The sequence below is a fragment of the Actinotignum timonense genome, assembly GCF_900155575.1.
GTDB lineage: Bacteria > Actinomycetota > Actinomycetes > Actinomycetales > Actinomycetaceae > Actinotignum > Actinotignum timonense.
Genome location: NZ_LT706966.1, coordinates 119237 through 132659, shown reverse-complemented (window position 1 = coordinate 132659; position 13423 = coordinate 119237). Strand labels below are relative to the sequence as shown.

10 protein-coding genes and 1 other annotated feature are annotated in these 13423 nt (G+C 63.1%); of the genes, 6 read left to right on the top strand and 4 right to left on the bottom strand.

Annotated features, from left to right (window positions below; translation table 11 throughout):
• Positions 1-65 precede the first annotated feature (65 nt).
• Positions 66-281 carry a hypothetical protein gene (locus CZ322_RS00580; RefSeq protein WP_087069780.1) on the bottom strand — a complete coding sequence of 72 codons (216 nt, stop codon included), beginning with the start codon at positions 279-281 and terminating at the stop codon, positions 66-68.
• Positions 262-1647 (bottom strand): amino acid permease, encoded by a 1386-nt coding sequence (locus tag CZ322_RS00575; RefSeq protein WP_234984395.1) that lies wholly within the window; start codon positions 1645-1647, stop codon positions 262-264. Before CZ322_RS00575 ends, CZ322_RS00580 begins: the two co-directional genes overlap by 20 nt.
• A gap of 150 nt (positions 1648-1797) precedes the next feature.
• Between CZ322_RS00575 and CZ322_RS00570 the strand changes: the two genes are divergently transcribed.
• Complete coding sequence (locus CZ322_RS00570; protein ID WP_087069779.1) at positions 1798-3255, top strand: sensor histidine kinase; 1458 nt, start codon at positions 1798-1800, stop codon at positions 3253-3255.
• 111 nt (positions 3256-3366) lie between these two features.
• On the opposite strand, the gene CZ322_RS00565 is transcribed toward CZ322_RS00570, so the two are convergent.
• Positions 3367-3627, bottom strand: coding sequence for a WhiB family transcriptional regulator (locus CZ322_RS00565; RefSeq protein WP_016441656.1), 261 nt, complete (start codon positions 3625-3627; stop codon positions 3367-3369).
• A gap of 236 nt (positions 3628-3863) precedes the next feature.
• Between CZ322_RS00565 and ligA the strand changes: the two genes are divergently transcribed.
• Positions 3864-6464, top strand: coding sequence for an NAD-dependent DNA ligase LigA (gene ligA / locus CZ322_RS00560; protein ID WP_087069778.1), 2601 nt, complete (start codon positions 3864-3866; stop codon positions 6462-6464).
• Here the strand turns inward: ligA and CZ322_RS00555 are convergent.
• Complete coding sequence (locus CZ322_RS00555; protein WP_087069777.1) at positions 6461-7702, bottom strand: phospholipase D-like domain-containing protein; 1242 nt, start codon at positions 7700-7702, stop codon at positions 6461-6463. The two genes, ligA and CZ322_RS00555, sit on opposite strands and share 4 nt — an antisense overlap.
• A gap of 80 nt (positions 7703-7782) precedes the next feature.
• Between CZ322_RS00555 and gatC the strand changes: the two genes are divergently transcribed.
• From gatC to CZ322_RS00535, 4 genes are all read left to right on the top strand, one after another.
• Positions 7783-8079 (top strand): Asp-tRNA(Asn)/Glu-tRNA(Gln) amidotransferase subunit GatC, encoded by a 297-nt coding sequence (gene gatC / locus CZ322_RS00550; RefSeq protein ID WP_026429253.1) that lies wholly within the window; start codon positions 7783-7785, stop codon positions 8077-8079.
• A complete protein-coding gene (gatA, locus tag CZ322_RS00545) occupies positions 8080-9609 on the top strand; it encodes an Asp-tRNA(Asn)/Glu-tRNA(Gln) amidotransferase subunit GatA (protein ID WP_087069776.1) in 1530 nt (509 codons plus the stop codon). It abuts the gene before it with no gap.
• Between the two features lie 3 nt (positions 9610-9612).
• Positions 9613-11112 (top strand): Asp-tRNA(Asn)/Glu-tRNA(Gln) amidotransferase subunit GatB, encoded by a 1500-nt coding sequence (gatB, locus tag CZ322_RS00540; protein ID WP_087069775.1) that lies wholly within the window; start codon positions 9613-9615, stop codon positions 11110-11112.
• A gap of 119 nt (positions 11113-11231) precedes the next feature.
• Entirely contained in the window at positions 11232-12416 is a 1185-nt protein-coding gene (locus tag CZ322_RS00535; protein WP_234984537.1) for an NAD(P)-dependent malic enzyme, read from the top strand.
• Positions 12417-13002: 586 nt separating this feature from the next.
• Positions 13003-13423: a sequence feature (16S ribosomal RNA rRNA prediction is too short), on the top strand.

Here is a 13423-nt window from a genome sequence, read left to right as displayed (position 1 = left end):
GCTAACGAACGGTTATGCCACACCAATCTGAGTGACGTGGTAGCTTTCATCGCAACACCCAATATCTACATCCTTATTTCGGTATCAGTGTTGCCACGAATCTCAGCACGCCTACCCACCAGCAACCCGTACGCAATTTCAACACCGCCAATCACCAGCAGCAGCGCCCACGGCACCCACCAGCCGCGCTGGAGAATGACGGTGAGAAGAAGGGGGAGGAGGCCGGCAGCAATAGAGCTCGCCCCGGCCCACATCCAACGTTTAGTTTTCGCTGACTCCATTAGTTGTAGCTCCTTCGCTCCCGGCCGCGGCATTACGCGCAGCCTCGGTACCGCGCGCAGCTTCGGTGCCGTGCGTGGCCTCGGTTCCCCGCGCAGCATCGCCGCCATGCGAGGCCGCAGCACCTCGCCCAGCTTCCTCACCGGCTAGATCGCGCGGCGCGGGCAGCCCGCGCACCCGATCCAGAAAAACATAGATAAGAAGAAGGATACCCAGATAGGGCAGCCCGGCATACCAGGCTACCGGCATGAGCCAGAAGAGCGCCACAAAAATAGCCAGGCAGCCGGCCATGACGGCCAGATTCGTCACCGGGGCGCCCCAGAGGCGAGCCGATGGGAGCTCGAGTCCCAGCTGCTTGCGGCATCGTCGAAAAGCAATATGAGTGGCCATCACTAAAGCCCAGGTGAGCAGGGTCCCGACCGTAGCGCAGCCGTACAAATACGAGAAGCCGGCCTGCGGGGAGGTGAGCGCCAAAATACAGGCGACCACCATTCCCACCATCGCCAAAGTGACCGCACCGCGCGGGGTGCCCTTCGGGGTGGTGCGCGCGGCAAAAGCGGGGGCCATGCGGTCGGTTGCCAGGGCGTGAATCATGCGCGAGGAGGTGTAGAGGCACCCGTTCGCAGCGCTCAGCGCCGCCACCAGGAGCACCGCGTTCATAATATGCCCGGCGGCGGGAATCGCGGCGGCATCCAGCGCGTGCACGAAAGGTGATTGGGAAATATCGTGGAGCGGCTCGGCGGTGACCGTCCATGGCTGCATCGCCACCACCACCGCAATCGCCCCCACGTAGAAGAGCAGCAGCCGCCAAATCATGGTGTGCGCGGCGCGCGGAATATCGTAACGGGGATTCCCCGATTCCGCGGCCGTGACCGAGACCGTTTCAATCCCACCGAAGGAAAAAACCGCCATGCATGCGGCAATGAAAACCGAGCCGGCGCCCAGCGGCATAAACCCGCCGTGCTCGGTGAGATTGACCAGCCCCACCGGTTCGCTCGCGGGCAGCCCCACAAAAATAATAATGAGACCCAGCAGAATAAAAACTGAAATGGCGGCCACTTTAATCATGGAGAACCAGTATTCCGCGGTGCCGTACAGCCGCACCGTGGCCATATTCAGGCCCACAATAAAGAGGGAACAGGCCACCGTTCCCACCGCGCTATTGAGCTGGGGCAGCCAGTGCTGGAGGTATTTCGCGCCGGCCGTCACTTCCGCGCCCACCGCCACAATGTAGGTGACCGCCAGATTCCAGCGCGTTACAAAAGCCCCCAGGTTCCCCAGATAAGCCCCTGCGATGGTGCCGTGCCCGCCGGGAACGGGATGCGCGCTGACCATCTCCGCCAGTGCCCACNGGTGGCGTGCGGCCATGCGGGCTTCCCTTCGTGGATAGAACGACGGCGCAGCGCGGCGCCGCCCCACCCGGCCTCCACCGCCGGCGCAGCCCGGCCCTCGCACTGCCGTGAATATAACTAACGCGGAACTACTAGTGTACTCGCGCGAGCGACTACTCTTAGGGGTATGCCATCTCTCGGTCATATCTTGGAACGGTCCCAAACGCTCTCCGCTTCGCAACGCGAATGGTTGCATCAGCTGGTGGGGGACTGGCAGTTACTCTCCGATTTTTCCTTCGCGGACCTCGTGCTGGTCACCCCGCTCCAGGATGAACGCTTCATTATCGCGGCGGCCTGCCGCCCGGCCACCAATGCCACCGCGCTCGATAATGACGTGGTCAATATGACTTTCGATCCGGCCGATTCGGAGAAATTCCGGGAGATTATCGCCACCGGCCAGCGCGGCACCGTTTATATTCACGGCCTGCGTTACGAAGGCTATCCGGTGCGCCGGGCGGGTGAGGATCCTTTCGCGGTGCTCGCCCTGGTGTATTCGCAGCGTTCGCGCAAAGAAACGGTGCTGCGGCATTCCTCCTATGAGGAAATTGAAGAGCAGCTCCTCGATATGGTCACCCAGGGCCTGTTCCCCATGGAGGGTACCCCGAGCGGTTTCCGCCACGGCGCCCCGCGCGTCACGGATGGCTTCACCCACATCGATGCCGACGGCGCGGTGATTTTCAATAGCCCGAATGCGGTTTCTAATCTGCACCGCCTCGGGATTCGTTCCACTTTTGAAGGCCAGCTGCTCGCCGAGCAAATCACTTCGAGTATTGACGCGGAAACTCGCTTGGATGATGCGTTGCCGGTGGTGCTGCTCGGGCGTGCCCCGTGGATGACGGAGCTCGAATTGCGCGGGGCGGTGCTCTCCCTGCGCGCGGTGCCGCTGTGGAAGGACGGCAAGCACGTGGGCGCCGTGGTGCTCTCGCGCGATATTAGCGAGCTGCGCCGGCGCGAATTGGAGCTGGTCAGCAAAGACACCACGATCCGCGAAATCAACCACCGCGTCAAAAATAATTTGCAGACCGTTTCGGCGCTGCTACGGATGCAGGCGCGCCGCGCCGACGATAAAAAGGTGATCGAGGTGCTCTCCGAGGCGCAGCGCCGCGTGGAAACCATTGCCCTCGTGCACCAGATTCTCTCCCAAACCGTGGACGAAATCGTGGACTTTTCCGAGGTCCTCACCCCGCTTATCACCATGGCCACCGATATTGCCTCCACGGATGTGCGTGTTTCTTCCGAGGTGCGCGGGGAATTCGGAATGGTGGACGCAAATACCGCCACCCGCCTGGCCGTTGTCCTCAACGAACTGGTCTCCAACGCGGTGGAACACGGCCTGCCGCACGGCGGTCATATTGTGGTGAGCGCGGACCGTGAAGGTGACGTTCTCACGGTGCAGGTGAGCGACGACGGCGTGGGCTTGCCCACCACCGGCGTCAAGCAGGGCCTGGGCACCCGGATTGTGCGCACCATGGTGGAAGGCGAATTGCACGGCACCATTAAATGGGAGGCGCGGGAAGGTGGGGGGACCACCGTCACGCTCACGATTAATGTGACGGCCGGGCTACCGCCCACGGATGAAAAATAGTTTCCTCTCCCGGCGCGCGTAAAGATTAAGTACGAGGACGCAGCCCACTAAGTACGACGACGCAGCCCACGCGCAAAGCACGTGGGCTGGTAGGACTTGGGCCGGTTCGCCTTAGGAGGCAAGTTCGCGCACTCGGCGGGCGCGGGCGGTGCGGCGGCGCAGCCGGCGGCGTTCATCTTCGGAGGTGCCACCCCACACACCTGAATCCTGGTTATGTTCGAGGGCGTAATTCAAGCAGTCGTCACGGACGGTACATTCCTGGCATACCCGCTTGGCCCGATCCGTTTGGGCCAGGGCCGAGGCCGAACTACCAATCGGGAAGAAAAGCTCCGGGTCTTCCGTCAGGCACGCGGCACGCGAACGCCAATCCATGAATCCTCCTTTTCCCCGCCAGCGCGGGGCATTCCCGCCTCTGCGGGATATAGCCGTATGTGAGACCCATATATCTTTGCAAAGAGCGCAGCCGCGGTAAAGAGCCCACAGGTGTGATATTTCAACGCCCGTCCTTTCCGGGCTACTCACTTGTTATTCCAGGCTTAAACGACTATGGGGTGGCCCGCCGCGCGCTGGGGGTTTGAGGTAACCGGGTGGTGAGGGACAATAGGGGCATGAGCATTGACGAGGCCCGCCGCCGTTGGAATGAGATTGCCCCCACGCTGACCCGCGCGCAGATTGCCTACCATTCCGGGGCCGATCCGCTCATGACGGATGACCACTACGACCGCCTCATTCACGAGCTGCGCGATCTGGAAGCACGCTACCCGGAGCTCGCGGCACCGGATTCGCCCAGCCGCGCCGTCGGGGCACCGGTGAAGAACGACGGCGCAGCCACGCTGGCTGCGGGCGCGATGGTGGATGAAGGTACTGAACCGGAGCTCGGCGGGGGACGGGAGCCCGGTGCCGAACGGGAGCAAGGCGCCAACTCTGAGCTCGGCGGCGCGCCGGTGCCCGATGCTCAGCCCTTCGCGCCGGTGCTCCACCGCGAGCGCCTCTACTCCCTCCAGGATGTCTTTTCCCTCGAGGATCTGCGCGCTTGGTACGCCGCGCTCCCGGGAGTATCCGAGGCATCAGGCACCGCCGTCACCGCGGAAGCAAAAATCGACGGCCTCGCGATCAACCTGCGCTATAACAACGGCGCGCTCACCGTGGCCGCCACCCGCGGGGACGGCGTGACCGGGGAAGATGTCACCCGCAATATCGCCACCATCGCCGCCATTCCGCAGCGCCTGCGCGGCAGCGATATTCCGGAGGTCATGGAAGTACGCGGGGAAGTTTTCTTCCCTCTCGCCGATTTCGCGCAATTCAACGCCGAGCAGCGCGAGCGCCGCGAAGCAGCCGAACGCGAGCGCGCGGCCGCGGAACAGATTGGGGATACCGCAGCGGTGCGCGAAGCCAACCGCATCATCCGCTCCTGCCGCGAATTCGCCAACCCGCGCAATGCCGCGGCCGGCTCGCTGCGCCAAAAAGACCCGGCCGTCACCGCCTCCCGCCCGCTCTCCTTTATCGCCCACGGCATCGGGGCGCTCGCGGGCGTGCCCGCCTCCCTAGCCGAAACGCTCTCCACCCAGGCCGGCGTATACGAAGCATTCGCGCGCTGGGGTCTGCCCATTTCCCCCTACACCAAACTCGCCTCCAACTGGGAAGATATCGAGGCCTTCGTGGCAGACCTGGCCGCCCACCGCTACGATCTCATCCACGGGATCGACGGCGCCGTCCTCAAAGTCAATGACCGCGCGGCGCAGGCCGGGCTCGGCTACACCTCCCGCGTCCCGCGCTGGGCCATCGCCTATAAATACCCACCCGAAGAAGTGGAAACCACCCTCCTGGATATCCAGGTCAATGTGGGCCGCACCGGGCGCGCCACCCCCTACGCCATTATGGAACCCGTGCTCGTAGACGGCTCGGTCGTCACCCAAGCCACCCTCCACAACCGCGAAGAAGTAGCCCGCAAAGGCGTGCGCATCGGCGACGTCGTGATCGTGCGCAAAGCCGGGGATGTTATCCCCGAAGTGGTCGGCCCGGTCCTCCTCGAGCGCGACGGCACCGAACGCGAATGGGTCATGCCGCGCGCCTGCCCCTCCTGCGGGGCCACCCTCGCCCCCGCCCAGGAAGGCGATGTGGATATGCGCTGCCCCAATGCGCAATCCTGCCCCGCCCAACTGGCCGAACGCGTGGTCCATATCGGCTCGCGCGGGGCGCTGGACGTGGAAGCGCTCGGCGAGGAAACCGCCCTCTGGCTCACCAACCCGGACGCCCGGCGCCGCGAAGCACTCATCGCCCTCGCCAGCGGCCACCGCCTCGAAATCGAAGGTACCGACGGGCGCAAAAAAACCCTGCGCCTCGCACGCGAAGCGGCACGCGACCTGGGCATTGTGGACGGCGACGGCGCCATCCTCGACTCCGAGGTGATTATCCCACCCGCCGTGGCTCGCAGCCTGGGTGTTCCCGAACCCCAAGAACCGGTGCTCCACAGCGAAGCCGGACTTTTCGCGGTACAAGCCGCGGACGTAGCCACCACCTGGGTATGGAAAGAAATCCGCAATGCCGGCCAACCCACCGGCGACTACCGCTACGTGCGCGCCGCCTGGACCAAACCCACGTGGGGAAGCAGCGCCGGCCAACGCGTCATCACCAAAGAAAGCGAACCCGGCAAAGCCCTCCTCACCATGCTCACCGAGCTGGAAAAAGCCCGCGGCAAAGAACTCTGGCGCAAACTCGTGGCCCTCTCCATCCGGCACGTCGGCCCCACCGCGGCCCGCGCGCTCGCGGCGGCGTTCCCGGATTTGGCGCAGCTGCGCGCCGCTTCCGTGGAGGAACTCTCCGCGGTGGACGGCGTGGGGGAGATTATCGCCCGCTCCTTTAAGGAATGGTTCGAGGTGCCCTGGCATCTGGAGATTATTGAGCAATGGGAAGCCGCCGGGGTAGTTTTCGCCGATGATACCGCGGCCGCGGAGCAGGTTCCCCAAACGCTGGCGGGCATGACCATTGTGGCCACCGGCTCCCTGGAGGGCTATACCCGCGATTCGGTCAAAGAAGCGATCCTCAAGCACGGCGGGAAAGCCGCCGGCTCGGTTTCCAAGAAAACCACCGCGGTGGTGGTGGGGGAGAACGCCGGGTCGAAAGCCGCCAAGGCTGAAGAACTCGGTATCCCGCGCCTGAGTGAAGCAGAATTCACCGAGCTGCTGCGCACCGGCCAGCTGCCCGCCTAAAGCAGCGGCGCGAGCGGAGCCATGACCTTTTCGGTTACCCGTGCCAGCGTGCCGCGCTGGTCCCATTCCCCCAGAGTGAGTTCGCGGGTATTCCGCAGGTCGAATTCGAAAATCTTTTCCATCACGGCCGCGAAACCGGCATCGTGAATCGACATATTAATTTCGAAATTCCCCCGCAGGGACAGCCGGTCAATATTCGCGGTCCCCACGGTAGACCAGGTGGAATCCATCGTCATGGTTTTCGCGTGAATCATGGCGTCCTGGTAGAGGAAAATCCGCACCCCGGCGCGCAGCAGCCGCTCGTAATGCGGCCGCCCCACCCAATCCGTATAAATATGATTGGAGTACTGCGGGATAAGAATCCGCACGTCCACGCCGCGTTCGGCCGCGTCGGTGAGCGCGTCGAGCATGGGCGCATCCGGAATGAAATACCCCATGGTGATCCAGGCCCGCTGCGAGGAGCGCGCCAGCGCGTCCAAATACAGCGAAGAAATAGGATAAGTATTATGCGCGGGGGAATTCGTGACCGCCCGCATGCGCGAATCCCAGTGGTGGGTGAGGGCGCGGCGCAGGGTGGGATGATCGCGCTTGCGGTAGGCATTCCACATATCCACAAAAGCCACATCCAGCTCCCACACCGAGGGACCCTCCACGCGCAGGTGGGTATCGCGCCATTCGGTCACGTACAGGCCGCCAATATTGTAGCCACCCACGTAGCCGACGCGCCCGTCCACCGTCAAGATTTTGCGGTGATCGCGCCCTTTATCGCGCGAACGCCCGGTTAAAATACCGGTGCGCACCAGCGGGAAATTCATCCAGTGCAGATTCGCGATCCGCGGCGGGTGCCGGAACGAGGGCGGCTGATTGAGATTCCCCCAGGTGTCCAGCAGCACATGGACCTGCACCCCGCGGTGCGCCGCCGCGATAAGCGCGTCGCGGAAACGGTGCCCCACGTGATCCGCTTTGACAATAAACCACTCGAAATAAATATGGTCCCGCGCATTATTAATATCGGCGAGCATCGCGCGGTACACATCCGCGGCACCCGTATACAAGATCGCGTGGTCACGCCCGACCTGCACTTCTTGCGGGGGCAGATGCGGGTAGGAACTGACCGGTGGGGTGCGGCGTTTGCGCATTTCATCTACAACGACGACGGCGCCCGCGGCGGCCAAAGGCGCCGCGGCCGCGAGCATACCCGCCGTGCGCAGCACCCGGCGCGAAGTCCACTCAGTCATAGCGCCAATTGTAGACGCTCCCCGCTTCTCACTAATCCACGGGTGCGCCATCGCGCGGTGCAACCGCGTAGACTTGAGCCATGTCGTCATTTTCTAAGGAAGAGGTAGCGCGCTTAGCGGAGCTATCCCGCATCGCCCTGACGGATGCCGAAGCCGAAAAAATGGCCGGTGAGCTTTCCGTCATCGAGGATGCAGTGAAGGCGGTATCCGAAGTTGTTAGCCCGGATATTCCCTTTACCTATAATCCGCTCCCGCTGGCCAATGTCAAACGCCCCGATATTCCGGGGGAAACCCTTGATCGTGAGGAAGTCCTCGCCGCGGCCCCGGCCGCCGAAGAAGGTAAATTCCTCGTCCCGCGCATTATGGGGGAGGAATAAATGAATAGCTTGTTGCTCAAGTCCGCCGCTGAACTTTCCGCGCTGCTGCGCGCGGGGGAGATCACCTCCGTGGAACTCACCACCGCCTGCCTGGATCGCATCGAGGCGCTCAACCCCAAGGTGAACGCTTTCCTGTACGTAGATCGGGAGGGTGCCCTGGAGGTGGCCCGCGGGGTGGATGCCGCCCGCGCGGAAGGCCAGGAACTCCACCCGCTGGCCGGTATCCCCATCGCGGTAAAGGACAATATTTGCACCCGCGGGATTCCCACCACCGCGGCGTCGAAAATCTTGGAAGGGTGGCGCCCGCCGTACGATGCGAGCGTCGTCGTAAAAATTAAAGAAGCCCGGCTCCCTATCGTGGGCAAAACCAATATGGACGAATTCGCGATGGGGTCCTCCACGGAGCATTCCGCTTTCGGGCCCTCGCGCAACCCCTGGGATCTGGACCGGATTCCGGGCGGTTCGGGCGGCGGTAGCGCCGCGGCCGTCGGTGCGTTTATGGTGCCGCTCGCCCTCGGTTCCGATACCGGCGGGTCGATCCGCCAGCCGGCCGCGGTCACCGGAACGGTGGGAACAAAACCCACCTACGGGGCGGTGTCCCGCTTCGGTTTGATCGCCATGGCATCCTCGCTGGACCAGATCGGGCCGGTCACCCGCACCGTGGAAGATGCCGCGCTGCTCCAGGAGCTGCTCAGCGGGCACGATCCCCACGATTCCACCTCGCTTCCCGATACGCCTTCCGGCCTGGTGGCGGCCTGCCACGGCGAAGCCGGGAGCTGGGACGGTGCCGGAAGTGATCCGGAGCGCCCGCTCGCGGGCCTCAAGGTGGGGCTCGTGGAAGAAATGCACGGGGAGGGCTACGCGCCCGGCGTGCTCGAGGCTTTCGAAAACGCGGTGGCGCGCATGCGCGAACTCGGCGCGGAAACGGTGGAGCTTTCCTGCCCCAGTTTCCACTATTCGCTGGCCGCCTACTACCTCATCATGCCCGCCGAGGTTTCCTCCAACCTGGCCCGTTTCGACGGAATGCGCTACGGCCTGCGGGTGGAACCCGAAGAAGGGCCGGTCACCGCGGAAACCGTGATGCGCGCTACCCGCGCGGCCGGTTTCGGTGAGGAAGTCAAACGCCGCATTATCCTGGGCACCCACGTGCTCTCCGCCGGGAATTTCGATGCCTTCTACGGCGCGGCCCTGCGGGTCCGCACCCTGGTTCAGCGTGATCTGGAGCAGGCTTTCGCCCGGTGCCACGTGATCGTATCGCCCACTTCGCCCACGGTGGCCTTCCCCTTCGGCTCGAAAACGAACGACCCGCTGGCCATGTACCTCAACGACATCGCCACCATTCCCGCCAACCTGGCCGGAATCCCGGGTATTTCGCTGCCGGCCGGGCTCTCGGAAGGGCTGCCGGTGGGCTTGCAGATTCTCAGCCCGGCCCGGGCGGACGCCCTCATGTACCGGGTGGCCGCGGCTATCGACGCCGCGCTCGGCCACAACGTCCCCGCTGCCTGCCCCGCGCGGGATTGGGAGGAATAAAGCATGGATGAACTCATGAATTACGAGGACGCCGTCGCGCGTTTCGACCCGGTGATCGGTTTGGAAGTGCACGTGGAGCTGTCCACACACACCAAGATTTTCGACGCCGCACCCGTGGCTTTCGGTGCTGAACCCAATACCGATGTGCAGCCGGTCTCCCTTGGGCTTCCCGGTTCGCTCCCGGTGGTCAACGAGGCGGCGGTGGAATACGCGGTGAAGCTGGGCCTGGCCCTCAATTCCCGCATTAACGAGCTCTCGCGTTTCGAACGCAAGAACTACTTCTACCCGGATCTGCCCAAGGCCTACCAGATCACCCAGAACGCCCAGCCGATTATCCTGGGCGGCTACCTGGATATCGAGCTGGCCGACGGCACTCCCTACCGTTTCCCCATCGAACACGCGCATCTGGAAGAAGACGCCGGGAAGAACACCCACGTGGGTGGGGCCGATGGGCGCCTCCAGGGGGCGCGCTACTCGCTGGTGGATTACAACCGTTCCGGGGTGCCGCTGATTGAGATCGTTTCCGATCCGGCCACCGGGGTGGGGAAGAACGCCCCGGAGATCGCCGGCGCGTACGTGCGTGGGATCCGCGAACTGGTGCGGGCGCTCGGCATTTCCGAGGGGCGGATGGAACGCGGCAATATCCGCGCGGATGTCAATGTGTCCCTGCGGGAAAGCCCGGATGCTCCTTTCGGCACCCGTACCGAAACGAAGAATGTCAATTCTTTCCGCGGTATCGAAAACACCATTCGCTACGAGATCTCCCGCCAGGCTGCCATCCTGGCTGCCGGTGGCACGATTCTCCAGGAAACGCGCCATTACAAGGAAGAAATCCAGGGCACCATTGCCGGGCGCGTGAAGTCGGACGCGGATGACTACCGCTACTTCCCCGAACCGGATCTGGTTCCGGTGATCTGCACTCCCGAGTACGTGGAGGAGGTGTGCGCGGGGCTGCCCGAACTGCCGGCGGCGAAGCGCGCCCGTATCACCGAGGAGTGGGAGCTTTCCCCGGAGGAATTGCGCGATCTTATCAACGCCGGCGCGGTGGATCTGGTGGACGCCACCGTCCGGGCCGGGGCAACGCCCGCCGGAGCCCGCAAATGGTGGATGGGTGATATCGCCCGCTACGCCAAGGATAACGACGTCGAACTCGAGGACGCCCCCATTACCCCGGAGGCGGTTGCCGAGCTGGACGGCCTGGTCCAGAGCGGGCGGCTCAATGACAAGCTGGGCCGCCAGGCGCTGGCGGGAGTCCTCGCCGGGGAAGGCAGCCCGGAGGAGGTTGTTGCCGCGCGCAATCTGGAGATCGTTTCCGATAGCGGAGCTCTGGAGAAGGCCGTGGATGAGGCCCTGGCTGCCAACCCTGACGTCGTCGAAAAAATTCGCGGCGGAAAGGTGCAGGCCGCCGGTGCCATTATCGGTGCCGTCATGAAGGCGACCCACGGTAAGGCCGACGCCGGTGCCGTGCGCGCCCTCATTATGGAGCGCGCCGCGGCCGAGTAAAGCGGCGGTGGTGAACCGGGCCGAAAAGGCGCGGTAGCGAACCCGGACGAAACCGGGCATATCTCGTGAAGGAGGCGCAGGTGGCGCGAACACAAGCAGGGACAGAGCAACAATCTGACGTGGCATCGCCTTCGGGTGAGGCCCAGCAGTTCGTGCCACCTCCCTCCCAACGCGAGATTTTTGCAGCCCACGAAGGCGGCAAATTAGAAACCCACGCGACGGCCGCCATCGAAAACCGCGAGGACCTGGCCCGGGTATACACGCCCGGGGTGGCCAAAGTCTGCGAAGCGATTCACGCCCAGCCGGAACTGGCCCGCCGCTACACGGTGAAATCCAATACCGTGGCCGTGGTGACAGACGGCACCGCGGTGCTCGGCCTGGGCGATATCGGGCCGCTGGCCTCCCTCCCGGTCATGGAGGGGAAGGCCGCGCTCTTCAGGCGTTTCGCGGGCGTGGATGCCTGGCCGGTGCCCCTGGCCACCACCGATACCGAGGAAATCATTGCGGCGGTGCGAGCCATCGCCCCTGCGTATGCCGGTATCAATCTGGAAGATATCTCCGCCCCGCGCTGCTTCGAGATCGAAAAACGCCTGCGCGCGGAACTTGATATCCCGGTCTTCCACGACGACCAGCACGGCACCGCCGTTGTGGTGCTGGCCGCCCTCATCACCGCGCTGCGTGTGGTTGGGAAAAAACCCGCAGACGCACGCGTGGTGGTATGCGGAATCGGCGCCGCCGGCACCGCGATTATTCGCTTACTACTGGAATACGGGGTGCGGGACATCATTGCCGTGGACCGCGCCGGCACTCTCGGTCCCTTCCGCAGCGAAATCAACCCCGGTCACGCCTGGGTTGCGGGCCGCACCAATCCCCGGCAGATCGACGGCGATGTGCGTGCGGCCCTGCAGGGTGCGGATGTGTTTATCGGCGTTTCCGGCCCTAATATTCTCGACGGCGCAGCTCTGGACACCATGGCCAAAGATGCCATCGTTTTCGCCCTGGCTAATCCCACCCCGGAAATTGCTCCCGAAATCGCGCGCGAGCACGCCGCGGTGGTGGCAACTGGCCGTTCGGACTACCCGAATCAGATCAATAACGTGCTGGCTTTCCCCGGGATCTTCCGCGGTTTGCTCGACGCTCATGCCACCGAGGTCAGTGACACGATGCTGCTGGCCGCGGCTAAGGCGCTCGCTGATCTGGTCGGGGAGGAAGCGAATCCGGATTACATCATCGTTTCTGCCTTTGACGAGCGGGCTGCCGCTGCGGTGGCGCAGGCGGTTCGCGAGAGTGTGGCAGCTGTCTAGGAAACTCCGACGCGGTTCCCTCGGGTGTGTGGTGGGTGTCTCTCTGGTTTGATTTGCGTCTAGCGGGGTGGGCTTGTAAGCTTGTTATCCGTCGCCGAGAGCCCGGTAAGGGCCCGGAGCGGCAAACAAATCCCTGTGAGTGGCCAAGGCCACGAGCTTCCCGGTTTGCTGGGAATGCTTGGTGGTGGTAGGCTAACGGGGTTGCTCTTCTTGAGCGTGAATGATTCTCCCTGGATCAACCAGTCTGTTTGATGTGGATGGTTGGTGTGGGGTGTGGATATGGTGTTTGGATGCTTAATAGCGTGTCTGACTAATATATTTTTTACGTGAATTTTTTGTTCACACAACCGGGCCAGGTTGACTGATTACTGATTGTTGGTTTCCTGGTGGTTGTGTGGGTGTGTGCAAGGACAGTTAGCACGCCAACAATGAAGACTGGATGCATTCGTTTGTTATATGTGGGTGTGTTTGGTTTGTTTGTTGGTGGTGTTTTTGTTCTTGTTATTTATTTTTTTGTTGAGCTAGATGTTGTCTTGCTCTTTACAGTTTTTTGTGGAGAGTTTGATCCTGGCTCAGGACGAACGCTGGCGGCGTGCTTAACACATGCAAGTCGAACGATGAAGCCTGCAACTTGTTGTGGGTGGATTAGTGGCGAACGGGTGAGTAATACGTGGGTAACCTGCCCTCCTTTTTGGGATAAGCCTTGGAAACGGGGTCTAATACCGAATATTCTGGCGCTCTCGCATGGGGGTGTTGGGAAAGCTTTTGTGTGAAGGGGGATGGGCTCGCGGCCTATCAGCTTGTTGGTGGGGTGATGGCCTACCAAGGCGGTGACGGGTAGCCGGCCTGAGAGGGTGACCGGCCACATTGGGACTGAGATACGGCCCAGACTCCTACGGGAGGCAGCAGTGGGGGATATTGCACAATGGGCGAAAGCCTGATGCAGCGACGCCGCGTGGGGGATGAAGGCTTTCGGGTTGTAAACCTCTTTCGCTATCGAACAAGGC